Below are 23,858 nucleotides of genomic sequence, written 5' to 3'. Positions count from 1 at the left end.
GCGACGGCTTATATTCGCCTCAGTCGCACACAACCCGTAATGATTCCTTGGAGTGTGTTCAGTGAGGCGATTCTGGATTCGGTGTCTTTCCACGCTGGTTGCGGTTCCGGCACTCGCGATCTTCGGCCATGCCGACTTTCCCCCGGAAGGCTTCCGGGCCCTCTTCAACGGGAAAGATTTCACGGGCCTGCACGGCATGCCCCACTTCAACCTGATGGAGCTCAAGAAGCTCACGCCCGCCGAGCAGAAGGAAAAGATCGAAGGGTGGAACAAGGATCTCCAGGAACACTGGAAGATCGAGAACGGCGAACTCGTCAATGACGGCAAGGGGGTCTACGTCACCACCGATGACGAGCTCCGCGACTACGAACTCCTCGTCGACTTCAAGATCATCAAGAAGGGTGACAGCGGGGTCTACCTCAAGGCGACCCCCCAGGTTCAGATCTGGGACTACACCGAAGAGTCCTACCACAAGATGGGAGCCGACAAGGGCTCCGGCGGCCTCTGGAACAACACCGCCGGCCGCCCCGGCAAGGATCCCCTGGTCCTGGCTGACAAGCCGATCGCCGAATGGAACACCTTCAAGGTCCGCCAGCTCGGAGCCCGGACATCGGTGTGGCTGAACGACAAGCTCGTCGTCGACAACGCCATCCTTGAGAACTACTTCGACCGCAAGGCTCCGCTCTTCGCGGCCGGCCCGATCCAGCTCCAGACCCACGGTAACGAAGTCCGCTGGCGAAACCTCGCCGTCCGCGAAATCGGATCGGACGAGGCCAACAAACTCCTCGCTGAAAAGGGGAACGACGGCTTCACGACGCTGTTCAACGGCAAGGACTTCGAAGGCTGGGCGGGAGAGACCGAGAACTACGAAGTCGTCGACGGGACGATCCGCTGCAAACCGGGGAAGGGGGGCAACCTCTACACCAAGGGCGAGTACGGCGACTTTGTGGCTCGCGTTGAGTTCAAGCTCCCGCCGGGAGGCAACAACGGCCTCGCCATCCGTTATCCCGGGAGCGGCAACCCCGCCTACGCCGGCATGACCGAGCTGCAGGTTCTCGACACCGAAGATCCCAAGTACGCCGGCCTCGACCCGCGGCAGGCCCACGGATCGGCCTACGGCATGATTCCCGCTGCCCGCGGTTACGGACGCCCCGTCGGCGAATGGAACTTCCAGGAAGTCACGGTCCAGGGCTCGAAGATCAAGGTCGAGCTGAACGGCAACGTGATCCTGGATGGCGACGTGGCCGAAGTGAAGGAGTTCATGGCCAACACCGCGCACCCCGGCAAGGACCTCAAGAAGGGGCACTTCGGATTCGCCGGCCACTCCGATCCGGTCCAGTTCCGGAACGTCCAGATCAAGCCGCTGGAGGGAGGGCTCTGAGAGCCGCCCGACAGCCCCGGTGAAAACGAGCGAACGCCCGGCATGGAACCTTGCGGTTTCTGCCGGGCGTTCGCCGTGATGAGTACGAACAAAGACGTTTCACTGGCGGGGAATGATCCCGCGCGGAGTGGCCCGTTCACTCCGCGCTGATCGAAGGCCCTGGAATCTCTTTCGCTTCAACGGCCCGCCACGAATTCGCCTGTATGCCGAAGGTTGATGACGGACCGTCATCAACCCTGGATGAAGCTGATTACCGGCTGAGGCACTTGATCGCGGCGTCGGCAGCGTCACCGACGAACGGCGTCTGCGAGGTGGTCATCCCCTGCAGCTTCGGAAGGGCCTTGCGGGCCGGAGCGCCCATACCGCCGAGCGCCAGGGCGGCGGCGGCTTTGACCTCGTCGTCCGAATCGTCGAGGGTCAGGAGGAGCGTTTCGATCGCCCGGTCGATGTCCTTTCCGCGGACCTGCCCGAGGCCGTTCGCCGCGATCCACCGCACCTGACGGTCGGTCGACTTCACCGCGACCGTCAGGACGTCGACGGAGCGGGCATCGCCTTCCTGGATGCGGATCAGAGCTTCCGCGGCGCGGAGCCGCTCGAGGCCGTGGCTCTGGTCGCGAAGATCCTTGAGCGCCGGGATCGCCCCCTTGGCTTCGGCCCCGATGTTCCCCAGCGAATAGCAGGCGAGCTCCACGACTTCAGGACGGGAATTGGCCAGGAGGCCTCCCAGGACCTGGACGCTGTCGAGCGTCTCGTGATCGAGTTCCCACAGGGCCCAGGCAGCATAGGCCTGCACGAGCGGGTCGGTGTCGTCCAGCATCGCTCGCAGGGCGACGCAGGCAGGCTGCGCGACGCTCCCCATCCGGGCCAGTTCGAGGATTCCCTCTTTGCGGACGTCGGCGTTCGGGCTGTCGAGCTTGCTCGCCTCGGCCCGGACCATCGGGTCGCAGTCCTTGCAGAGCCGCTCCATGGACGTGGAGTTCCAGCCGGCGCGGGACGGGACCTTGCGATCCTCGCCGAAGGCGGGAGTCGTCGCGGTGGCCACGGGGACCTCCGCGGTCCGGACGGGCTCCGCGCGGACGAGCGGGGCGGCGAAGGACCGCTCCTTCTCCTCGGCGTCGGACCGCGTGACATCGCGGGTCGACTTCCAGACTGGACCGTCGTCTGATTTCGCGACGGCGGTGTCGGCCGCCTTCGTCTCGAGCGGGGCCGGCTCGCTGTCCTCAGCGGAGGCCTTGGCGACGTTGTCCTTCGGCGTCTCCGCGAAGAGTTCCGCGAGCGACTTCTTGCTGCTGACCTCAGGGGCTTCGACCGGCGCCGGAGTGGCGGAACGGCGGGCCCAGGCGGGCGCGCCGGAGTCCCGAGCCGGTTCCGCATCCGCATCCGCGACCGTCTCCGGGGCGGCAGGCTTCTTCGCGGCGAACTTCTCTTCCTTGGGCTTCTCGACGACCGCTTTCTCCGCGGAGGGCTTTGCGTCTTGTGACTTCTTCAGCAGGTCGACCGGCTGGTCGCGCTGTACGACGCGGTTCCCGGTGGGGGATTTCGTTCCGCCCTGCGAGGCCCCCTGTTCCCGGGCGGCGAAGGGATTGCCCCCCGCCTTCGTCTCGGACGGGCCTCCGAAATCGAGCAGGTCGTCGAGGTCATCGAGATCGGTCTGGTCGGTTTTCTTGAACGCGGCGGCAACCTTCTGCCGGTCGGCCTCCGCATCGCCGGTCTTGGCTTTGTCCCGAGCCCAGTTGGGCCGGTCGCCGGCGGCGTCGGCGGCAACGCTCTTTTCCGCCTTGGGGCTCGTGCTCGGGAGCGGTTCCTGTCCGTCGAGCCACGGGTCCCTGGAGTCGGACTTCTTGTCGGTCGGCTTCTTGGCGACGATCTTCGGCTTCTCGTCCGAGCTCACCGAGGCGGTGCGGGCCAGCGACTTCGGCGCTGGTTCCGCGTCGTCGGCCAGGATGTCGCGGTAGATCTTGGCGGCCCCGTCGAGATCCCCCTTCTTCTCCAGCTCCTGGGCCTTGGCGAGGCGATCGTTGGCGGAGTCGGACTTTTTGGCGCTGGAGGACTTGTCAGCGGTCTTCGACTTGGCGACCTCGGGCGCAGCCGTGGATTTCGACTTCGCCACTTCCGGAGCGGAGGCCTTCGACTTGGATTTCGGCTCCGCCGGTTCGTCCTTCGCCTTGTCGTCCTTCTTGGCGGACGAATGCTCCTGGGCGATCATCTCCTCGCCGGCGGTCTTCCGCTTGAGCGAGAAGGCGCTCCCTCCGGAGGAGTTGGTGAACATCGAGCGGGACGAGCAGCCGGTGCTCAGCGCGAGCGGAGCGAGAACGAGCAGCGCGTAGCGAGACGGAAACCGCATGGATACCCCCCAACCCGGAGCCTGCGCTCCGGCTTCCCCCTTCGTCGCCTCCCGGGTTGCGGTCGGCTTCCGACGCTCTGCGCCGGTGATCGCCTCCGACCGCACGGGATCGACGAATCCTGTGTCGTCTATCGGTCGCTCCGTGCGGCACTGTTGAATCGAAGAGTCCGGGAACGCATGCGATTGCCGGGGGCGGGGACAGAAAGTTCTCAGACCGCGCAGATTGACTGAAGGATGCCCGGCGGGAGGCTCGCGACCCCAGGTTTTCCCCTGGGCGCTAACGATCGGAAGGGGCGGGTGGACGCCGTCATGCTGACGGGACCCTGGCCGCGACAGCGGACGGAAGACCGGAATCCGCCGCAATTTCCGGGTTTTCGCGGAACTGTCCGGATGGCACACTGCGTCTATCGTGGCAGAAGAGCCCCCCGTGACTACCGACGACCAGAACCTGATCAACCGGTGCCGGGCTGGGGAAACGGCGGCTTTCGGCATCCTGGTGGACCGCTACCAGAACCGGCTGCTCCGAACCCTTGTCCCGCTCGTTGGTTCCGTGCACGACGCACTGGACGCGGCTCAGGATGCGTTCGTCCTCGCCTACCAGAAGCTCGACTCCTTCCGCGGCGACTCGGCCTTTTACTCCTGGCTGTTCCGCATCGCCTACAACGCCTCCATGACGGCCCGACGAAAACGGCGCCACTTCCCGAAGCACTCGCTCGATCAGCGGCAGGACGATTCCGGCTTCGAGCCGGTCGACGGGCGTGCTCCCGAAGGCCCCGCCGAGTCGATGATGAGCGAGGAGCGGCGGCAAACCGTGCGGACCGCTCTCGCCGAACTCAACGAGGAGTTCCGCGATCCTCTCGTCCTCCGCGAACTGGAGGGACTGAGCTACGAGGAGATCGCCGACATCCTTGGCTGCCCGCTGGGAACGATCCGCAGCCGGATCCACCGCGGGCGGATGGAACTGAAAGCCAAACTGCTGCGGATGATGAACGATGAACAGCCTGAGCCCGCTCCGCTTCGGACGGGGACGGCCTGCGGATGACCAGACGGACGCCTCGCCGGGAGAATCGATCCTGAACGCGATGACGGAAAGACTTCGACGGTTACGACCATGAACGGCCCTCATTCGAACGACCAGAACCTCCCTGCCGACGGCCCCCGTTCCCTGCCGAACGGGTCGGAGCTGCTGTCGGCCTATTACGACGGCGCGCTCACGGCGGAAGAGCGGGCGCAGGTCGATCGGGCCCTGGCGGAAGATGGCGGCATCCGGGAGCGGCTGGCGGAGTTTTCGGAGTTGAGCGGGCTGATCCGCGGAGCGGGAGCGATTTCCGAGGAGGAACTGCGGCGGGCGGGCGGAAGCGTGCTGCGGGACAAGATCCTGGCGCAGGTTTCAGCCGGGACGGCAACTGGAGCGAGGAAGCGTGTCTTTTCCCTCTCGCGATGGGCGATCGCCGCGGGGGCTCTGGCGGCCACAATCCTGGTCGTCGGCCTGCTGACGGTGCCCCGAGTGCAGACGGTGGCGGTCAATTCCACGTTTGAGGCGGCTCCCGGCGGTGCGATCGTCCCGGATACCCTTCTGAGGGACACGTCTGCCGAGTTCCCAGCCGGCAGCCGGATGTCGTCGGCCGCGGAGAGTGTCCGGGCCAAGGAGCAGAAAGACGCGGCCTTGCTGAACCGGAACGGCACGGCAGGGGAGAAGGCCCGTTCGAGCGGGACTCCCGTGGGAGCGGGTGTGGTCCGGATGGCTACCTCGGTCGCGGCGGACCCGGCGGCGCCGGCGGTTCGAGCGATGTCGGGGGGCGCCCTGGAGACGTTGCCGTCGTTCGCTCCGGGGAAAGAGGTCGACTCCGGGGAACTGATCTCGCATCTCACCTCGGTGGAGGGGGAAGCGGTCCTGGTCCAGTACACGGTGGTCGACGTGCGGCGGGCGCGGGGGGAGATGGAAGTCCTGCTGACCCGGCACGGGATTCGGACGCTGCCTCCGGTCGAGGCGGCGGAAACGAAGTCGCGGGACCTGTCAAAAGACGAAGTGGAGCCGCAGACGGTCGCGATCTATGTCGAGGCTTCCGGCGATCAGCTCATGGCGGCGCTCGACGAATTCAAGACGCTCCCGACCTCGGTCGAAGCGATCGACCCGAAGGGGATGGTCAAGAAGGGGGACGGAGCGAACAAGTTGTCGGGGCGGGGACAGTCGGACTACGAAGTTCCGTCTCCGTCCAAGGCGATGCCGGCGGCCGCGGGGCAGCCGGCGCCAATGCCCGGCTTTTCTCCCGAGCGCCCGGCTGGCACGCCGGTCCCGTCGGTCGCGCCTGCTCCGGCTCCCGCATCGCCGGTTCCTGCCCCGGCTCCTGTGGCGCCGGCCGCTCCGGCGTCCGATGCTCCTGCGCCCCTGGTGGATTCGGTCGCCAATTCGCCTGCCGGGCCGGCTCGGATGCGTGGCGCGGTGGGCGACCGCAACGAGCGCCAGATGTCGTACCAGATCCCGCTGGAGCTCTCGCAGAAAGAGGCCGAGCAGTTGTGGCGCGAGGTTCCCAAGCAGCAGCAGACGGCACCGACGAAAATGAATCAGCGGTATGGCGAGTACGTGAACCAGCGGCGGTCGTTCGATGCGAAGGACAAGCTGGAAGCGGTTCCGGCTCCGAGCCGTGTTCTGATTCTGCTCCAGGAAGGCCCCGCTCCGGCTGCGGAGAAGAACTGAGGTTTAGTGCTCTTGGTTAAACACCAAGGCACCAAGGGGGTACCAGGAACACGAAGATCTGGTCCCTGGAGGGCCGGTTGGAGAATGCTTGAACACCGTGCCGGGCCTACGGGCGGTCGACGTGCGGCTGACATTTCTGGCCGAACCGGGTCCAGGGGCACCCTGGTGGGGGATGCAAGGGGGCCTGTGTTGTTTTTCTGGCCCTCTTGCCCGCCGGAGGCCTGGCCCGTCCGACACCACCGAAAGGAGCACGTGTCCAAGCGCGGACACCGTGCCGTATGCTCCCTCACCAACAGGCGGCGATTGCAGAGCCAGCGGTGTGTTGTGAAGGAGTCCTCAACGTTGGTACCACAAAGGGGACATCCGTTGTGTACCACGGTTCCTCATCGAAAATGCCTCCGGCGGCAAGGGGGCGTGGCCCCCTTGACCCCAGGCTGCCGTCGCACGTTGGGTTTGAGCCAACAACGCGGTATTGGCAAGGACGTGGTTCGAAGTCACCAAAAGCCCTTCGTGCTCTTGGTGCCTCCTTCGTGCCTTGGTGTTTAACTCTTCAAACACCATCACTTCCGGAAGAACGGCGCCGCACGGTCCCCACGCGACAGCAGGTACGCCATCAAATCGAGAAGCTCCTCCTCATTACAGGAGTTGAGCAGACCCGTCGGCATCATCGACGTCTTCGAGATCTCCATCTCGTCGATCGTCTTCCGGTCCACCGGCGTGATCGCACTCGGATCCAGCATGTTCGTGTTGATCTGCAACACGTCCCCCGCCAGGTTCATGATCCGGCCAACGACCACCTTGCCGTCCAGGGTCACGATCTGAACCGCCGCGTACTGGTCGCTGATCACCTTGCTCGGCTCCATGACCGACTCCAGGATGTCGCGGCGGCTGAACCGCCCCGCCAAGCCCGTCAGGTCCGGACCGACCGAGCCCCCTTCGTCGGAGAAGCGGTGGCAGCCGAAGCAGTTGGCCGCCGCAAACAGGGCCCGGCCCTTGTCAAAGTCCCGCCCCGTGAGCTTCCCTTCGACAAGCGGAGCCACTTCCTCCATCTTCCATTCCTTCACGAACGGCCGGGGAGTGACGGAGATCGGAGTCGTCTGAGCCGGCGGCACCGCTTCGATGATCGCCGCGAGTTCCTTCTTCTGATCCTCGGGAATCCGCGCGACGGCGTCCCCCTTCAGCTCCTGCATGAACTGGGCAAAGTTGGCTCCCCCCTTGTAGGCGAGCCCCTTCACGAACCACTCCATGTAGGACTTCCGCAACTCCATCGTCCAGCCCGCCGTCAGGAACCGCAGCGAGCGGGCGAGGTCAATCTGCTCCTCCTGCGTCGGAGCGACGGCGAGGAGCTTCGTCCCCTTCTCGGCGACGGTCGGCGACTGCAGGTACACCAGCATCTCGGTCAGCATGACGTTCAGCTCACGTCCCTGGGCGGGATAGAGCGAATCGAGCTTGGCCGTGACGCCGGTCCGGGTCGCTTCGTCGACCGGCCCCAGGCGATAAAGAGCGAGCGTGTAGGCCCGGCAGAGCTCCATCTTCTGCTCATAGGAGAGCTTGCTCCAGTCGAGCCGGCCGAGCGCTTCGAGGACCTTCGGCAGCAGCGGATTGAGGGTCAGGTTCTCGACGGGATAGGCCGGCGGCGGCGTATCGAGTTCCGGTCCCTCCGGCTTGAAGACGCGGGGGAACATCCGGACCAGTCCCACGAGCGCCGTCAGCGACGCCTGCGGATTCGTCTCCGCGAGCGCCTTCTCCTGCCAGGCCGCAACCGGCTGGCTTTCAATCGCCGTTCGGGCCGCCGCGCGAATCACGCGGTCGGGATGGCTAAGCGACTTCCAGGCGGCGTCGATGGCCGCCGGATCGACCTTGCCGTGGAACGCCTCCAGCGACTTCCGAATGGCGACTTCCGGAGCGGGCGGCGTGACGTCGGTCACCGGCTCGGTCGATTCCGGGCCGGTATAGGTCACGCGGTAGAGGCCCGACTGGACCTTCCGTCCGCCGATCGCAAAGTACATCGCCCCGTCCTGCGGCCGGACGATGACGTCGGTGAGCGGCAGCGGGGTTCCGGTGATGAACTCCTCGCTCGTGGCGACGTAGGTCGCCCCCTTCGGCTCGAGGTGAACGGCGTAGAGCTTGCCGTAGCTCCAGTCGGAGATGAAGAACGCGTTCTGGTACTTGGCCGGGAACTTGGCGCCGTAGCCGAAGGTCACGCCGGTCGGCGAGCCCGGGCCGATGTTGATGACCGGCGGCACGGTGTCGGCGTAGTAGACCGGCCACTTGGCGCTGCCGTTCCGCCAGCCGTAGTCGACGCCGCTCAGGACGTGGCAGACGCGGGTCGGACGGTACCAGGGACAGTTCATGTCCCATTCCATGTCGGCGTCGAACGTGAACAGCTCACCGGCGCGGTTGAACGCCGCGTCGTACTGGTTGCGGAAGCCCGAGGTAATCAGCTCCCAGTCCTTGCCGTCCGGCGTCACCTTGTAGATGTTCCCGGCCGGGGGCGCGACCCCCTTCATGAAACCGCGGCCGTAGATCCGCGGGAGGAGCTGGTCTTCGTCCCAGATCCGCGGGACGCGGGATCCGACGACCTCGGTGAACTTCACCTGGTTGCCGCAGATGACGTAGAGCGACTGTCCGTCCGGAGCGAGGAGGATGGCGTGCGGGCCGTGCTCGCCGCCGCCGGTCAGCTCGCGGAGGAACTCCACGGTGTCGAGCTGGTCATCGCCGTTCGTGTCCCGGACGCGGTAGAAGCCGCTCGTGTATTTACCCCCCTTGTTGACCATCACGTACAGGCTGTCGAAGGCCCACAGGAGTCCCTGGGCCTCGCCGAGATCGACCGGGATCTTCTCGATAGTCAGCCCTTCAGTCGTGCCGAGCGGCGGAACGACGACACGGTACAGACCGCCGTACTGGTCGCTGACGATCAGCCGTCCCTTGGGATCGGTGCAGATGTTGACCCACGAGCCCTGCTTGTCCTTCGGGACCGAGTAGAGGAGCTCGGCCTGAAATCCCTTGGCCACTTTCAGTGCGTCGATCGGAGTGGCAGTCGGCATCTTGAGTCCGGCCGCGGCGTACAGCTTCTCCGGGGTCAGCTTCCACGGTCCCCCTTCGAGGTCCGCGATCGCGACCGCCTTACCCCAACCTTCGGGCTTGAAGTCCGGCTGTTCCCAGCCGGAGGTTTCCTTGGTTGTCGCCTGCCAGGTGTCGTCGGTCCCGATGTTCCAGGCGTCGCGCCAGCCCGATTCGAACGCCAGGCTCAGGAAGAGGCCGGCGGGATTGTCGTCCCCGGTGTTGCGGCCTTCGATGGCGATGAGGTGCTTGCCGCCGGGGCGTTCCTTGTTGAACAGCTCCGTCACGTCCTTGGAACCGGCCTCCGTCCATCCGTCATGTTCGAGGACCTTCTCGCCGTCGATCCAGACCGTGATCTTGTTGTCTGCCGCGACATACAGCCGGGCCGAGGGGATCCCCCCCTGCTGGTTGAACTCCTTGCGGAAGAAAACCCGCTCGGTGACCTTGCCGTTGTCCCCTTCGCGCTTGGCGTCCCAGATCCATTTGGGCTGGGTCATGCCGGCGAGCCGCCGCACGTTGGCGGCGTTCGGCTTCGCCGCCGCCCCCTTGCCTGGCTTGAGATTCTTCAGCTTGACCGACTTGAATTGAGCCTTCATGGCCGGTCCGGCGTGGACCTGCAGGGCGAGGACCCCTTCCAGCTCGCGGTCCTTCTCCTGGTTGTCCGTGATGTCGACCGCGACCTGTCCGTTCAGCTTGTGAACGATGTGGTTCCCGCGGCCGATGATCGTCAGCTCGTTCCACTTCGTCAGGTCGACCGCTTCGACGGTCCCTTCGAGTTTTGTGATCTCCCGCTTGCCGTCCGCTCCGACGACGACCTTCTGGCCCCGTTCGGCGAGGATCCCGCGGCCCCGCTCGTCGTAGAGCATGCCGGTGTAGGGGGGATTGGCGTGGATGTCCGCCTGATAGCCTCCGACGACGTATTCTCCGGCGTCCTTGAGGCGGGCGCTGCGGTACTGGACGCCGGAGTTGTTGTCTCCTTCGAGCCGGAAGACGAGCCGGACCTCGAAGTCCGTCAGCGTGCCGTCTTTCCAGATCAGGAATTTGTTGTAGGGGAGTTTGCCATCGGTCTTGCCGGTGATCGCTCCGTCTTCGACGGACCAGAGGGTGGGGTCTCCTTCCCAGCCGGTGAGGTCCTTGCCGTTGAAGAGGTCCACGAATCCGTCATCGGCCCCGGCTCCCACGTTGGGGAGGGCCATCCACAGCGCCATCACTGCGACCAGCAACCGCATTCCAGTCTCTCGTTCTTTTTCAGGAGCGAAGTACGCCCGGTCCCGCTCGAACTGGGCGCCGCACCGTCGGGGCTGGCGACCCCGCGGTAACGATTGAAGGGGATGCTACCGACCCATCGAAAGTTTCTCACCTGTCGGCCGATCGGACTGCGTGTTCGGTCGTTACTTGGACACCGTCCTGGCCGGCACGACTCGGTTTGCTCGAACCCAACGTGCCACGGCAGTCTGGGGTCAAGGGGGCCACGCCCCCTTGCCGCCGGAGGCATTTTCGATGGGGAACCGTGGTCAGCAACGGACATCCCCTTTGTGGTACCGGCGTTGAGGACTCACCGCTCGCTTTGCACTCCCCGCGGGTTGGTGAGGGGGGCATACGACACGTTGTCCGCGCTTGGACACGCTCTCCTTCAGACATCGCTCGACGAGACGGCCTCCGGCGGGCAAGAGGGCGTTGCCCCCTTGCATCCCCCACCAGGGTGCCCCTGGACCCGGTGGGGCCCATGGTCGAACAGAACGCTGGGGAAAAGACGCCATTGTCCCGGTTTCCACCCCGGACATAAGATGCCTGAGTGAACGCTCCAGCCACCCCCACACGACGCGGCCGGATTCGCGACTGGCTCCGGCCGCGCGAACGGTGGATGGTCGTGCCCAGCTGGCTCCTTTCCCTGCTTTTTCACGGCACCGTCCTCCTCGTCGCCTCCCAGCTCGCGGGGCGGACTCCCGTCCGTCCCGACATCGAAGGGAACGGCGGCGACGGGTTCCGCGAAGTCGGGATCTACACCGGCGAACCCGCCGGAGGCTCCGGAAACCTGGGAACCGGCGACGCGCTCCCCGCCGGCGATCCGGCAATGACAAACGCCGCCGCCCCGGCCCCCTCGGCCGAGGCGCCGTACGTCCCGGCCACCGCTCCGGTCGAAATTCCCCTTCCGGAGGTGCTCACCGAAGGCCCGGCCGTCATCGGCCCCGGGACGAACGCCGCACCCCCGGAAATCGCCTCAACGCTCGGAAACAACCTGCTCCGTTCCGGCTCCGGTGCTCTGACATCCGGCGGCGGAGGAGGCGGCCCGGGCGGAACGGGACGCCCCGGAATGGGGACCGGCACCGGAGACGGCATCGGCAGCGGCCGGGGAGGGACAACCTTCATCGGCGCCCGCGACGAAGGGAACCGCTTCGTCTACGTCATCGACAGCTCCGGCAGCATGGCGGACTTCGATGCCCTGCTCGCCGCCAAGTCGGAACTGATGACGAGCCTGGAGGCCCTGAAAGAAAAGCAGCAGTTTCAGGTCATCTTCTACAACACCAAGCTCCGGATGCTCGTGACGCGGGACCAGCGGTTTCCGATGTTCTACGGGACCGATGCCCAGCGGCTGCAGGTCGCAGAACAGCTCCGGTCGATCGAGCCGATGGACGGGACGCTGCACTTCCCCGCGCTCGCCGAAGCCCTGAAGTTCCATCCCGACGTCATCTTCTTCCTGACCGACGGCGCCGATCCGGCGATGAACGCCCGTGATCTGGAGGAGCTCAGGATCCGCAATAAGGAAGGGGCCCACATCCACTGCATCGAGTTTGGTGAAGGGCCGGTCTCCAAGGTCAATCATGCGGGCAACTTCCTGGTGAAGCTCGCTGGACAGCACAACGGCAAATACATCTACCGCGACGTCACCCAGTTCAGGAGGAAGGGGGGCTGAGGACCGAGCGCCGGGCTCCGGGGATTCAACCCGATGTCCGCACCTCGCCGTCCCGGTCTTCCGCCGGAGGCACCATGTCGACAACGGAGTCCCTGTCCCGCCGGTTCCGCCTCCTGGTCCTGTGCGGACTGCTGGTGGCGCTCGTCGGATGCGATCAGGCGACCAAGAAGTACGCCGTCGACAACTGGCGCGGCCAGCCGGAGCAGCGCTACCTCAATGGCTACTTCCGCATCAACTACGCCGAGAATCCGGGCGCGTTCCTGAGCCTCTTCGCCGGGTTTCCTCCCCAGGTCCGGTTCTGGATCCTGACGGTCGGGAACGGAGCGGTCCTGCTGGGGTTCGGCATCTACCTGATCGCGGGAAAGCATCCGGACAAGTGGTTCTTCACGGGACTGGCCCTGGTGGTTGTCGGCGGCATCGGGAACCTGATCGACCGGATCCGCCTCGGCGGACGGGTCATCGACTTCCTGATCCTCGGCAAAGAGCTTCCGCTGCAGACGGGGGTCTTCAACGTGGCCGACATTGCCATCACGACCGGGTTCCTGATGCTGATCCCGCTCGTGATCCGCGGCGAGGCGAAAGCCCGCGAAGAAGAAGCGACGGCGGTCCCCGCGACCACTCCAGTCGCCTCGTGAGATCCGGTCTTTCCGAGGCCAGCCGATGAACGACGCACCGGGCTCTTCCCCTCGCGGCCGAGATCGCCGGCGAACGTCTGTGGCCCGCGCCGCCCTGCTTATCACGGCGCTGACGGTCCAGGCGGCGGCGAACGACCGGGTCCACGTCCAGTATCCGGAGAAGTCGGGCGAAGTGATCCTGGTCGGCGAGATCGCCGATTTCGTCGGCGACCGGCTGACGATCCGCCTCCGCACGAGCGGTCCTGAGACGGTCTCCGCGTCCCAGATCCTGCACATCGACACCTACTACAACCCCGCCCACCGGGCAGGGCTGGCACTGCTCGACAAAGGGGATGTCCCCGCCGCCCGGGCCGCGCTCGTGACCGCCCTCAAGGACGAACACCGCAAGTGGGTCGACCGCGAGATCCTGGCGGCGCTGATCCGCTGCGACCTGCGGACGGAAAACCTGCTCGCGGCCGGGGAGACCTTCGCCTCGCTTCTCGACGCCGACCCCGAGTCCCGGCACTGGTCGACCGCTCCTCTCGTCTGGACTCCCGTGCCGGTCGGCGTGCCGCTTCAGTCCCGGGCCCGGCAATGGATGAACGATCCCCGGCCGGGGATGCAGCTCGTCGCCGCCAGCATCCTCCTTCTCGATCCGGTCTACGGTGACATCGCCCGCCGCTCGATGGAGGAACTGGCCCGAACGCCCCAGCCCCCCGTCGCCGCCCTCGCCCGGGCCCAGCTCTGGCGGACTCGGCTGGGGGGCCAGGCGATCCCCGAGAAGGAGCTGCAGAGCTGGCGGACCGAGATCGAGTACCTCCCGGCCTGGCTGCGGGCCGGCCCCCAGTACCTCCTCGGGAGAGGCTACCTGTCGCGGAACCTTCCGCGGGACGCCGTCACGGAATGGCTGTGGCTGGGAACCTCGTACAAGGACCTCGAGACGCTCTCGGTGCGGGCCCTCACCGAAGCGGTCGAAGCCCTCCGCGAAGTGGCGTCGGAGTCCGAGGCCGAGGCGGTCGCCGCCATGCTCCGCCGAGAGTTTCCCTGGGCGGCGGGATCGGTCCCGCAGGGAAACGGGGGATCACAGGCTCCCTGACGGCACTCGGTTGCCCATCGCGGCTCCCCTTCATTCGGGATGAAGAACACCGGGACGGCGCTCGCATTCTGCGTTTCGATGCGTGAGAATCACACAAGTGATCGCCGATGGGAGAGCTCGCGTCCAGCCATCCTGGTCCCGCTCTCCCGTTCCCATGTCGCGCCTCGCCATCGGACCCCGGGAGTACAGAGTGATGTCCGCAAACCCGCAACGCCCCTGTGACGATTGCCAGTCGTCGTTCGACCGCCGCTCGTTTCTGCAGTCGGTCGGGGGAACCGTTCTGACCGGCCTGGCCGCGCAGGCGATCTGGGCTCCCGCCAGCTCCGCGCTCTATGCCGCTCCGTCCAAGAGCAGCGCTGCCGAATCGGCTGCCGGACGGCTCTTCGCCTCGCTCAACGAGTCGCAGAAGAAGACCCTCGTCTTCCCCTTCGACCATGAGCTCCGCAGCAAGGTCAACGCGAACTGGCACATCACGAAGCCGCTCGTCCGCGACGACTTCTTCACGAAGGAGCAGCGGGCCCTCGTGACGGAGATCGTCAAGAACGTCACGACTCCGGACGGCTACGAGCGGATCGTGAAGCAGACCGAATACGACGACGGCGGGATCGGCGGCTACAGCATCGCTATGTTCGGCTCGCCGGACTCGGACAAGTTCCAGTTCGAGCTGACCGGCCGCCACCTGACCCTCCGGGCCGACGGCAACAGCGTCGACAAGGCGGCCTTCGGCGGCCCGATCGTCTACGGCCACGGCGAGGAAGACCCCAAGGAGAACCTCTTCAGCTATCAGACGAAGCAGGTCAACGAGGTCTTCGGAGCCCTCGACGCCAAGCAGGCCAAGGCGGCGCTCCTCCCGAAAGCTCCGAACGAAGCGGCCGTCCCGATCCAGGGGGCCGGGAAGACGTACCCGGGCCTCGCCATCTCCGAGCTGTCGGCCGATCAGCGGGCCCTCGTGGAGAAGACGCTGAAGACGCTGCTCGGACCGTACCGGAGCGAAGACGTCGACGAAGTCTTCGAGATCCTGAAGGCCTCCGGCGGCATCGACCAGCTCCATCTGGCGTTCTACCAGCAGGGAGATCTCGGCGACGATCGCGTCTGGGACATCTGGCGCGTCGAAGGCCCCGCGTTCGTCTGGCACTTCCGCGGTGCCCCGCACGTTCACGCGTACGTAAACATCGGGACGATCGGGTAACGCTCGCTCCATGATGGAATCGCTGATCTTCGCAGCAGGCGGCTCGACTGGAGCCGCCTGCTTTTTTTGTCAGTCGGCCATGAGGACCGACGCCGTCCCTCCCGCCGTTATCTGTGTTCATCTGTGGCCAACTTAGAAAATGGAGCCGCAGATAAACACAGATGCACACAGATCAGAGAGACGGCCTGGACACATTGGTCAGCAAGCCCCCGAAGGCGGGGTCGACCGCACCGAAAGCAGTTCCGCTTGACACTCCCCCCGCTGGAAGTGCGACACTCTCCAGCCGAGGAGTTCGTCCGAGGAGCTGGACACGATGCGATGGTGGATTGCCGGTCTTCAGGTGCTGTCGGTTTCCCTGGTCCTCGCCGGATCGGGCGGGGAGGCGCTCTTCGCCCAGGGCGAAGGGGTCCGGATCGAGCGGGCGACAACGTTCGCCGAGGATGACGCCCTCCTCGACAAGGCCAAGGCGTTTATGGAGTCGAAGGTCTCGCTGGACGTCCGTTCGGCCCGCCAGCAGCTGCGGCGCCCCCGGGCCGAGGCGATCACGCTCCGCCCCCCCTCGACCAAGCCCCTGACCGGCCGGGGAGTCGCCCAGGCGGCGCGGCGGGCCTTTCTCCGGTTCGGCTGGTACGGCTTTGACGAAGAGGGGCTCGACGGGTTTTCGCTCGGAGCGGCCTACGCGATCACGGACGACGGAGTCTTCGCCACCTGCCACCACTGCGTCGATCCGGAAGGGATCACGGAGGGGTGCCTCGTCGCCATGACGGAGACCGACCAGATCCTCCCGGTGAAGGCGATCCTGGCGTACGACCGCGACCTCGACGCCGCGATTGTCCGGGTGGACCTCTCGTCGCTCGGAGCGGAAACGAAGATCGAGCCGCTGGCGTTCAACTCCGACGTCTTCCCCGGCGACAAAGCCTACTGCTATAGCGATCCGCTCGACGCCTACGGCTACTTCTCCGACGGGATCGTGAACCGCTTCTATCGCGTGCCGCCGCCGGAGCGGAAGCGGAACCCCGTCGCCGCGGATGCCCTGGTGCTGCTGCGGCTCAACGTCAGCACCGACTGGGCTCCCGGATCGAGCGGTGCGGCGGTCCTGGACGAGTGCGGAAACGCCATCGGGCACGTGTCCGCCATCTGGTCTCTGTCCGACGACGTTCCGTTCGAGATCGCGGAGGAGCCGGATGCGGAGAGCGGGACGCCGAAGGACTCGCCCCCGAAAGGGGAAGAGGCCACGCCTCCAGGAGAGAAGGGCACTGCCGAGGAGCCCGATGCGGGCGGCGCGGAGATGGAGATGCCGCGAACCGATGAGGAAATCATCCACACCGGTCCGGTGCTGATTACGCTCCACGAAGCGATCCCGGCGGCGGCGATCAGGAAGCTGGTCGAGAAGATGAACCAGACGGCGGGGGAGAAGTCCGGTCGTCAGGCCGGCACGCCAATTCCGGCGCGAGGCGGAAAGCGGGAGGCGTCAGCTGGACCGCGTTGACGAGAGATCGCTCAGTACTACGAGCGGCTTGGCTGCCGACGCGTGGGAACACGAGCCGCATCCGCCGCACGCCGTCCCTTGCCCGAAGAACCGGCGGTGAAAGCGCCGCGCGAGGACCATCGCCGCTCCAGCGACACAGGTCAGGGCGATCGCGGTTTGCAGGTCCAGCGGCATACCGGGATTCTACGTTGGAACCGAACCGGTTTTCAGTCCTCGGTCCTCAGTTTCCGTCAGTGGCCTTCGGTCGCTGGAGCCCGGGAGCAAGTCCCTGGACCCCAGTGAATACAAGGAGCTCCGGAGGGGACGCCGGAACTCCTTGTGTCGCGGACGCTTTGGCTCAGGCACCGAACTTTTCGAGCCGTCCGGCGTGAGCCAATGCCATCGGCATCAGGTACTTGGCTTCAAAGGTTCCCAGCCCACCCTTACGGCACTCCGACTCGCCGAATGACGTCGAGCCATCGAAGCGGCAGGTGTCGGCGACGATCATCGTCGGGACCGGATGCCAGCTGTGCGACTTCATCTTGCTCGGCGTGCTGTGGTCGCCGGTGACGATCAGGACCGTCGGATTGAGGGCCATGATCTTCGGAATCGCCGTGTCGAGCTCCTCGGTCTTGGCGACCTTCTTCTTGAAGTCCCCGTCTTCGCCGCTCGAATCGGTGTACTTGAAGTGGATGAAGAAGAAGTCGTAGTCGTTCCACGACTTCTTGAGCTGCTCGCACTGGTCGTCCAGCGTCTGGCCGGCGTCGAGGATGTCCATGCTGACCAGCCGGGCCAGTCCGCGGTACATCGGGTAAACGGCCAGAGCCCCCGCCTTCAGGCCGTACACCTCCTCGAAGGTCGGGATCGGCGGCTTCTTGTCGATCCCGCGCATCGTCAGAAAGTTGGCCGGGCTGCAGTCCTTCAGGATCTCCTTCGCCTGCCGCAGGAATTCCTTGGCGATCTCGGCGGTCCGCTGCGATCCCGGGGCCTTGGCGACCGGATCGAGAGCCTTGACGCCGGTCTTCTGCGGGTCGGTGTCGTGGACTTCCCCTTCCAGGCCCGGAGCCCGGAAGCAGATCACCAGCCGGTACTCCTTGACGTGCTTCACGAAGACTTCCACGCCCGGAATCTTCACGCCGTTGTGCAGCTTTTCGCAGATCGGAGCGGCCTGCTCGCTGCTGATCCGGCCGGCGCGGCGGTCGGTGATGAGGCCGGCGTCGTCGATCGTGCAGAAGTTGCCGCGGATCGCGACGTCGTTCGGGCCGAGCTCGAAATCGATGCCGAGGGCTTCCAGCACCCCGCGGCCGATCTGGTACTTGAGCGGGTCATACCCGAAGAGGCCGAGGTGTCCCGGACCACTGCCGGGGGTGATTCCCGGCAGGACCGGAATGGTCTGGCCGAGCGTTCCGCGGCGGGCGACGGCGTCGAGATTCGGCGTGCTGGCCGTTTCGAGTTCGGTCTTTCCGCCCGGTTCGAGCGGCAGGCCCCCGAGACCATCGCCCACGAGCATCACGATCTTGGAGTCATTGGATTTCTGAAGCTGGCGGGTCAGATCGTGAACGTCGTACATGGCACCGGGGAAACGAGGGAGATCCGAAAACGGGAATCGCAGGATTGTAGGTCGCCGCCGCGCGCGAATGTAGCGAAGCCCCCCGACTCGATCCCGAGATCACGGACTTTTCAACAGACGAGGCCTAGCGGGAGGCGCGGTCAGTCGAAGGCCGGTTTGGCGAGCCCGTCCTTGCCGACCTGGTACGGCAGCCAGAGGAGCGACACCCCCTCGACCATCGTGTCCGACTTGCGGGGCTTCAGCTCCAGCGTGGTGATCTCCAGGTTCTCGACGGCGTTCGCCTCGCGGATCGTCTCGATCTGGGCTTCGAGCTCTTCCTGGAGGGACTCGAGATCGGCCTGGATCGCGTTGCGGTTCTCTTCAGCGCGGCCGACGTCGGCCCGCTGCTCGCTGGCTCGCGAGGCGTTCCGCATGCTGGTGGCCGCCTTCCCGATGTTGGTCGACGAGACGAGCTTGCGGCCGAACAGCGCCCCGAGGATCGAGGTGCCGAACGACACCGCCGCGTTGGTGGTCGCGTTGGAGGCCTGGGCCTTCTCCTGATCGACCCGCTGAGCGGCCCGCCGGACGCGGTCTTCAAGAGTGGCGATCTTCGAGGCGTACTTCTTGCGCAGTTTTTCGACCTCCAGGTCCCGGCTCTCACGGGCGTCGTGCGTCAGCCGGGTCCGGAACGCCGCCTCGGTCTCGTCCGGATTCGCGTAGAGCTTGAGCGACGGACAGAAGAAGACCTTGTGGACCCCTTCGCGGTAGGCGTAGTTCTTGAGGCCGGTACCCCAGGTCTTGTACCACTTCGGCTGCGACAGCCCCGGCAGCAGGGTGGCGAACCGCGCCGGCTCGATCGGCTCGCTGCCAACGTCGAGCCCCGCCGGATCGACGGCGTGCGAGCCCTCCCACGGATCGCCGGGGACTTCTTCCTCGATCGGGGCGACGCGGACGAGCGTTTCCCACGAATCGATTCCCGACTTTGAGTCGACGTAGTGGACCTTGGCCTGCCCGAGCAGAGCTGGACGGTACAGCAGATCGCCCGCCCGGTTGGCGCTGGCGAACACCTGCTTGATCTCCGCCGCGACGATCGGCCGCAGCCCCTCCATCCCTCCGGTGGAGTCGGTCGCTCCCGACGCTCCGACCGCGGAGGCCGGTGCGGCGACCGCGGCAGCCGCCCCCGAAGTCGTTCCGATTGTGGGAGCGACCGCCGGAGGAGTCTGGGCCGCCTTGAGCGGAGCCATCAGGGCGGCGAGTTGCTCGCGGCTCATCGGCCCGCGGAGGTACGAGAGGCTCCAGCGGGTCTGCATCACGACCGGGACGTCGTCGTGAACGTTGTTCATGAGGAACACCCGGTTCCCCAGGCTCGACAGGATCTTTTCGACCTTGCCCCGGTCGAAGGCGGCCCCCGCCGCCGTCGAGGCCCCTTCGAGTCCATCGAGGACCCGCATCTTGTCCCGTTCCGTCTGGAGCCGGCCCAGGAACCAGGTCCCGGCGTTCGAGAGCGCCTTGTAGTCGAGGTCGACCGGGTTCTGCGTCGCCAGGACCAAGCCCAGCCCGTAGGCCCGGGCCTGCTTCAGCAGGGTCAGCATCGGGATCTTCGAGGGGGGATTCGCGGTCGGTGGGAGGTAGCCGAACACCTCGTCCATGTACAGGATCGCCCGCAGGCTCGACGAGCCCTGCTGCGACCGCATCCAGGAAATCACCTCGTTGAGCAGGATCGTGACGAAGAACATCCGCTCGGCGTCGGTCAGGTGCGCGATCGAAAGAATGCACAGCCGCGGCTTGCCGCTCGGCGAATACAGCAGGTTCTGAATGTGGAGCGGATCTCCCTGCGTCCAGGCCCGGAAGCCGGGCGAGGCCAGGACGTTGTTCACCGTCATGGCGAGCGCCAGCCGGTCCGCCGCCGGGAAGACGCTCTCCACGTCCATGATCCCGATCTGCTTGAACGGCGGCTGCTGGATCTCCCGGATGAGCTGCCCCATGTCGAGATTCCGCCCGGCGCGCCAGGCGTGGTCGACGATGTTCGAGAGCAGGATGTGCTCCCGGCTGCGGAGCGGATCGGCATCGATCCCCAGGAGCGTCAGCAGCCCTGACACCGCCGCGGCGACCTGCTCCCGCATGGCGTCGTTGCTCTGAAGGACCGCCTGCGACGGGGCCTCCATCGACTTCAGGATGGTCAGCGGCAGCCCCGCGTCGCTCCCCGGCGTATAGACCACGACATCGGCCGCATCGCGAAACCGCTGGATCCGCTCGGGGGGCTCGTCCCAGTCGGCGAGCCCCTTCTTCCAGAGCTTGGCCCGGTCCGCCGCGAAGTCGTCCTGCGACATCCCTTTCCGCATCGCCTCGTCCTTCTCGACGTAGGGGCGGAAGTCAGCCGGCTGGAGGTTCGGGAAGGTCAGGAGCAGGTTCGACAGGTCCCCCTTGGGATCGATCACGAGGGCCGGAATGCCGTCGATCGCCGCCTCTTCGAGAAGCGTGATCCCCAGGCCCGTCTTGCCGCTGCCGGTCATGCCGACGATCACCGCGTGCGTCGTCAGGTCCTTGGCGTCATAGAGAATGACGTCGTCCTGCACCTTGGCGGATGCAATGTCGTACGCCTTCCCGAGGTAGAAGGCTCCCAGCTTCTCATAGTCGAACATCCGCCGCTCCCTAGCTGTGACTCATCGAAGGTTGTATGTGGTGATGCTGAGGATAGGAGTTCAACACCAAGGCACCAAGGAGGCACAAAGGCCACCAAGGGAAGAAGAAAGGACAAAGAGGCGAGCCATCAGCCCATCTCCCCTCTTTGTGTCCTTGGTGCTTCCTTTGTGTCTTGGTGTTTAACCCCGAACGTACTCCACCTCGCTGCCGCGAACCGTCCGGTCAACCCGCCCCTCGGCGAAGACGGTCTGTCCCATGACCCAGGTCCGGACGGGCCAGCCGGTCAGCGTTTCGCCGTGCCAGGGGCTCCAGCCGGACTTCGTGAGCTGGTCTTCGTTCCGGATCGTCTGCTGCCGCTGGAGATCGACGAGGACGAGGTCGGCGTCGTTCCCTTCGACGATGGCTCCCTTGCGGGCCATGTTCCAGATCCGGGCCGGGTTGGCGCACATCCACCGCACGACCTCTTCCAGCGTGCACCGGCCGGCATTCACCGAATTCAGCATGAGCGGGAGCGAATTCTCGACCGCCGGGAGGCCCGAGGGGGACTTGGGGTACGGCTGCCGCTTCTCGTCCAGCGTGTGCGGCGCGTGGTCGGTGGCAATGACTTCGATCCGGCCGTCGCGGAGGGCCTCCCAGAGGGCCGCATTGTCCGCCGCGGTCTTGATCGACGGGTTCATCTGGATCAGCGAGCCGAGCCGCGGGTAGTCGTCGACGTTGAAGAACAGGTGGTGCGGACACGCCTCCGCCGTCACGTATTCGCCACGGTTCCGCAGCAGCTCGGCCTCCTGGGCGGTCGAGACGTGCAGGACGTGGAAGCGGTGCTTGTGGCGGTTGGCGAGGTCCATCGACCGCCGCGTGGCGATGACCGCCGCCTCGTGGTCCCGGATCTGCGAGTGAATTGCCACGTCTTCGATCCCGGCGAACTTCGCGGCGTTGGCCCGCACCGTCGCTTCATCCTCGCAGTGGGCACAGATCGGGAGCGTCGTCTCGGCAAAGATCCGCTCCAGGGCCTCCTGGGCGTCCACCAGCAGGTCGCCGGTGCTCGACCCGATGAAGATCTTGATCCCCGGTGTCCGGCGGGCCGCCTTCAGTTCGTCGACGTTGCTCGGAGTCGCGCCGATGTAAAAGCCGTAGTTGACGACACACTTCCCGGCGGCGATCTCCAGCTTCTCGTGGAGCCGCTCCACGCTCGTGGTGGTCGGCTTGGTGTTCGGCATTTCGAGGAACGTCGTGATCCCGCCTTTGGCGCAGGCGACGCTCCCCGTGTGGAGGTCCTCCTTGTGCGTCAGGCCGGGGTCGCGGAAGTGGACCTGATCGTCGATTGCCCCGGGGATCAGGTGCAGCCCCGTCGCATCGACGGTCTCATCCGCGGCGGCGGTCCGCGGCGGATCGATCGCCAGGATGCGGGTCCCCTCGATCAGGAGATCGGCCTGCCGCGTCTTGTGTGGAAGGACGCAGGTCGCGTTTCGGATCAGCGTTCGCATGGGGTTCCCGTCGGATCGGTCGGCGAAACGAGGAGGTCGCGGAACTCCGCGGCCAGGAAAAAGGAGCCGGTGACGCAGACCAGATCCTGCGGCTGGGCATCCACCTGGATCCGCTGCCACGCCTCCAGCGGGCTCGCCGCCAGAATCGTTTCGCGGCTGGAGAATTGCCGGGCTAGGACCAGGAGCTCCTCCGGCGGGACGGCTCTGGGGTTGCTGAGATACTGCGTGACGAGGATCCGGTCGAAGGCGGGGGCCGCGATTTCCAGGATCCGGGCCGTCTCCTTGTCCTTCGACGAAGCGAAGACGAGCGTCTTCCGCGAGGCCGGAAGCCCGCGGATCGTGTCGCGGACCGCCTCCATCGAGGCGTCGTTGTGGGCGGCATCGACGATCACGAGCGGCGCACGGCGGAGAATTTCAAGCCGCAGCGGCAGCCGGGCGTTGCGGAGTCCGCGGTGGACCGCGTCCGCGTCGACGGAAAACCCGTGCGGCTGGAGCCCCGTCACGGCCGTGACCGCGAGAGCCGCGTTTTCCACCTGATGCCGCCCGGCCAGCGGGACCGCCACGTTGTCGATGGCGCCGTTCGGACTAGAGAGGTCGAATTCGTAGTGCGGCAGGACTGTCTCGACCGTCGTAGAAAGCCGGACGTTGCGGACCTCGATCTCGCGGCCGATCTCCCACAGCGGAGCCTCGGCCCGGGAGCATGACTCGCGGATCGCCTCGACCGCGTCGCGCGGTGTGACGCCGCTGAGCATCTGGACGCCGCGCTTGGCGATCCCTGCCTTCTCCCGGGCGATGCTGGCGAGGGTCTCCCCCAACAACTTCATGTGGTCCCGGCTGATGCTCGAAATGATCGTCGTCAGCGGATGGCAGAGATTCGTCGAGTCGAGCCGCCCACCGAGCCCGACCTCCAGGACCGCGATCCGGACCTGCCGCCGCTGGAAGTGGAGCCACGCCATGGCGGTCGTCAGCTCGAAGAATGTCAGGCGTTCGCCTTCATCTCCCATCGCCAGTTCGGCCCGCCGGACTGCGTCGACGAGCTCGACGACTTCCGCTTCCGTCGCGCATTCGCCGTCCACGAGGAACCGCTCTTCGAACCGGTTCAGGTGCGGCGAGGTGTAGAGCCCGACGCGGTAGCCGGCCGCCTGGAGCATCGCGGCCGACATCGTCGAGGTCGATCCCTTCCCCTTGGTCCCCGCGACGTGGATCACCGGGATGGTCGCTTCCGGCGAACCGACGAGGTCGAGGAGCCGCCGCATCCGCTGGAGCTTGAAGTCGGAATGCGTAAACGACTGCGCCGAAAGGCGTTCGTAGTTGATCCGCCCGTAGAGATACGCCACGGCGTCGCGATACTCGGGACTGGAATCCTGGGGAACGCCGGTGGAGGACATGGAGCAGATTGGTGCCGATGGATCGAC

General features: G+C 66.0%; 14 protein-coding genes. 8 read left to right on the top strand and 6 right to left on the bottom strand.

Annotated elements, in window-relative coordinates:
- Positions 1-61: 61 nt before the first annotated feature.
- Positions 62-1,381, top strand: a complete 1,320-nt coding sequence (locus tag VT03_RS03895; protein ID WP_082845914.1) for a DUF1080 domain-containing protein — start codon at positions 62-64, stop codon at positions 1,379-1,381.
- A 250-nt stretch (positions 1,382-1,631) separates the two neighbouring features.
- Here the strand turns inward: VT03_RS03895 and VT03_RS03890 are convergent, their stop codons facing one another.
- The gene (locus VT03_RS03890; protein WP_075091781.1) at positions 1,632-3,725 is read right to left on the bottom strand and encodes a HEAT repeat domain-containing protein; all 2,094 of its coding nucleotides are present in this window, start codon (positions 3,723-3,725) and stop codon (positions 1,632-1,634) included.
- A 427-nt stretch (positions 3,726-4,152) separates the two neighbouring features.
- Here VT03_RS03890 and VT03_RS03885 point away from each other — a divergent pair, with 427 nt between their 5' ends.
- The gene (locus VT03_RS03885; RefSeq protein WP_082846719.1) at positions 4,153-4,767 is read left to right on the top strand and encodes a sigma-70 family RNA polymerase sigma factor; all 615 of its coding nucleotides are present in this window, start codon (positions 4,153-4,155) and stop codon (positions 4,765-4,767) included.
- Between the two features lie 69 nt (positions 4,768-4,836).
- Complete coding sequence (locus VT03_RS03880) at positions 4,837-6,423, top strand: anti-sigma factor family protein (protein WP_075091779.1); 1,587 nt, start codon at positions 4,837-4,839, stop codon at positions 6,421-6,423.
- A gap of 560 nt (positions 6,424-6,983) precedes the next feature.
- Here the strand turns inward: VT03_RS03880 and VT03_RS34060 are convergent.
- The gene (locus VT03_RS34060; protein ID WP_082845912.1) at positions 6,984-10,715 is read right to left on the bottom strand and encodes a family 16 glycoside hydrolase; all 3,732 of its coding nucleotides are present in this window, start codon (positions 10,713-10,715) and stop codon (positions 6,984-6,986) included.
- 566 nt (positions 10,716-11,281) lie between these two features.
- Here VT03_RS34060 and VT03_RS03865 point away from each other — a divergent pair.
- The 5 genes from VT03_RS03865 to VT03_RS03845 all read left to right on the top strand — a co-directional run bounded on the left by VT03_RS03865 (position 11,282) and on the right by VT03_RS03845 (position 16,788).
- The gene (locus VT03_RS03865) at positions 11,282-12,400 is read left to right on the top strand and encodes a vWA domain-containing protein (protein ID WP_156514272.1); all 1,119 of its coding nucleotides are present in this window, start codon (positions 11,282-11,284) and stop codon (positions 12,398-12,400) included.
- Between the two features lie 74 nt (positions 12,401-12,474).
- Positions 12,475-13,035, top strand: coding sequence for a signal peptidase II (locus VT03_RS03860; protein WP_075091777.1), 561 nt, complete (start codon positions 12,475-12,477; stop codon positions 13,033-13,035).
- A 79-nt stretch (positions 13,036-13,114) separates the two neighbouring features.
- Complete coding sequence (locus VT03_RS03855; protein WP_075091776.1) at positions 13,115-14,110, top strand: tetratricopeptide repeat protein; 996 nt, start codon at positions 13,115-13,117, stop codon at positions 14,108-14,110.
- 193 nt (positions 14,111-14,303) lie between these two features.
- Positions 14,304-15,299 carry a DUF3500 domain-containing protein gene (locus VT03_RS03850; protein ID WP_075091775.1) on the top strand — a complete coding sequence of 332 codons (996 nt, stop codon included), beginning with the start codon at positions 14,304-14,306 and terminating at the stop codon, positions 15,297-15,299.
- A 313-nt stretch (positions 15,300-15,612) separates the two neighbouring features.
- Entirely contained in the window at positions 15,613-16,788 is a 1,176-nt protein-coding gene (locus VT03_RS03845; protein ID WP_075091774.1) for a serine protease, read from the top strand.
- Between the two features lie 337 nt (positions 16,789-17,125).
- On the opposite strand, the gene VT03_RS03840 is transcribed toward VT03_RS03845, so the two are convergent.
- From VT03_RS03840 to VT03_RS03825, 4 genes are all read right to left on the bottom strand, one after another.
- Entirely contained in the window at positions 17,126-18,337 is a 1,212-nt protein-coding gene (locus VT03_RS03840) for a 2,3-bisphosphoglycerate-independent phosphoglycerate mutase (protein WP_075091773.1), read from the bottom strand.
- A gap of 140 nt (positions 18,338-18,477) precedes the next feature.
- A complete protein-coding gene (locus tag VT03_RS03835; protein ID WP_075091772.1) occupies positions 18,478-20,958 on the bottom strand; it encodes an ATP-binding protein in 2,481 nt (826 codons plus the stop codon).
- 180 nt (positions 20,959-21,138) lie between these two features.
- Positions 21,139-22,443 carry a dihydroorotase gene (locus VT03_RS03830; protein WP_075091771.1) on the bottom strand — a complete coding sequence of 435 codons (1,305 nt, stop codon included), beginning with the start codon at positions 22,441-22,443 and terminating at the stop codon, positions 21,139-21,141.
- Positions 22,431-23,831: a bifunctional folylpolyglutamate synthase/dihydrofolate synthase gene (locus VT03_RS03825; protein WP_075091770.1), complete on the bottom strand. Its 1,401-nt coding sequence runs from the start codon at positions 23,829-23,831 to the stop codon at positions 22,431-22,433. Before VT03_RS03825 ends, VT03_RS03830 begins: the two co-directional genes overlap by 13 nt.
- Between the last annotated feature and the right edge of the window lie 27 nt (positions 23,832-23,858).

This window comes from Planctomyces sp. SH-PL14 (genome assembly GCF_001610835.1).
Taxonomy (GTDB): domain Bacteria; phylum Planctomycetota; class Planctomycetia; order Planctomycetales; family Planctomycetaceae; genus Planctomyces_A.
Note: the sequence above shows the minus strand (reverse complement) of the source record. Positions and strands in the feature narration are given on the sequence as shown.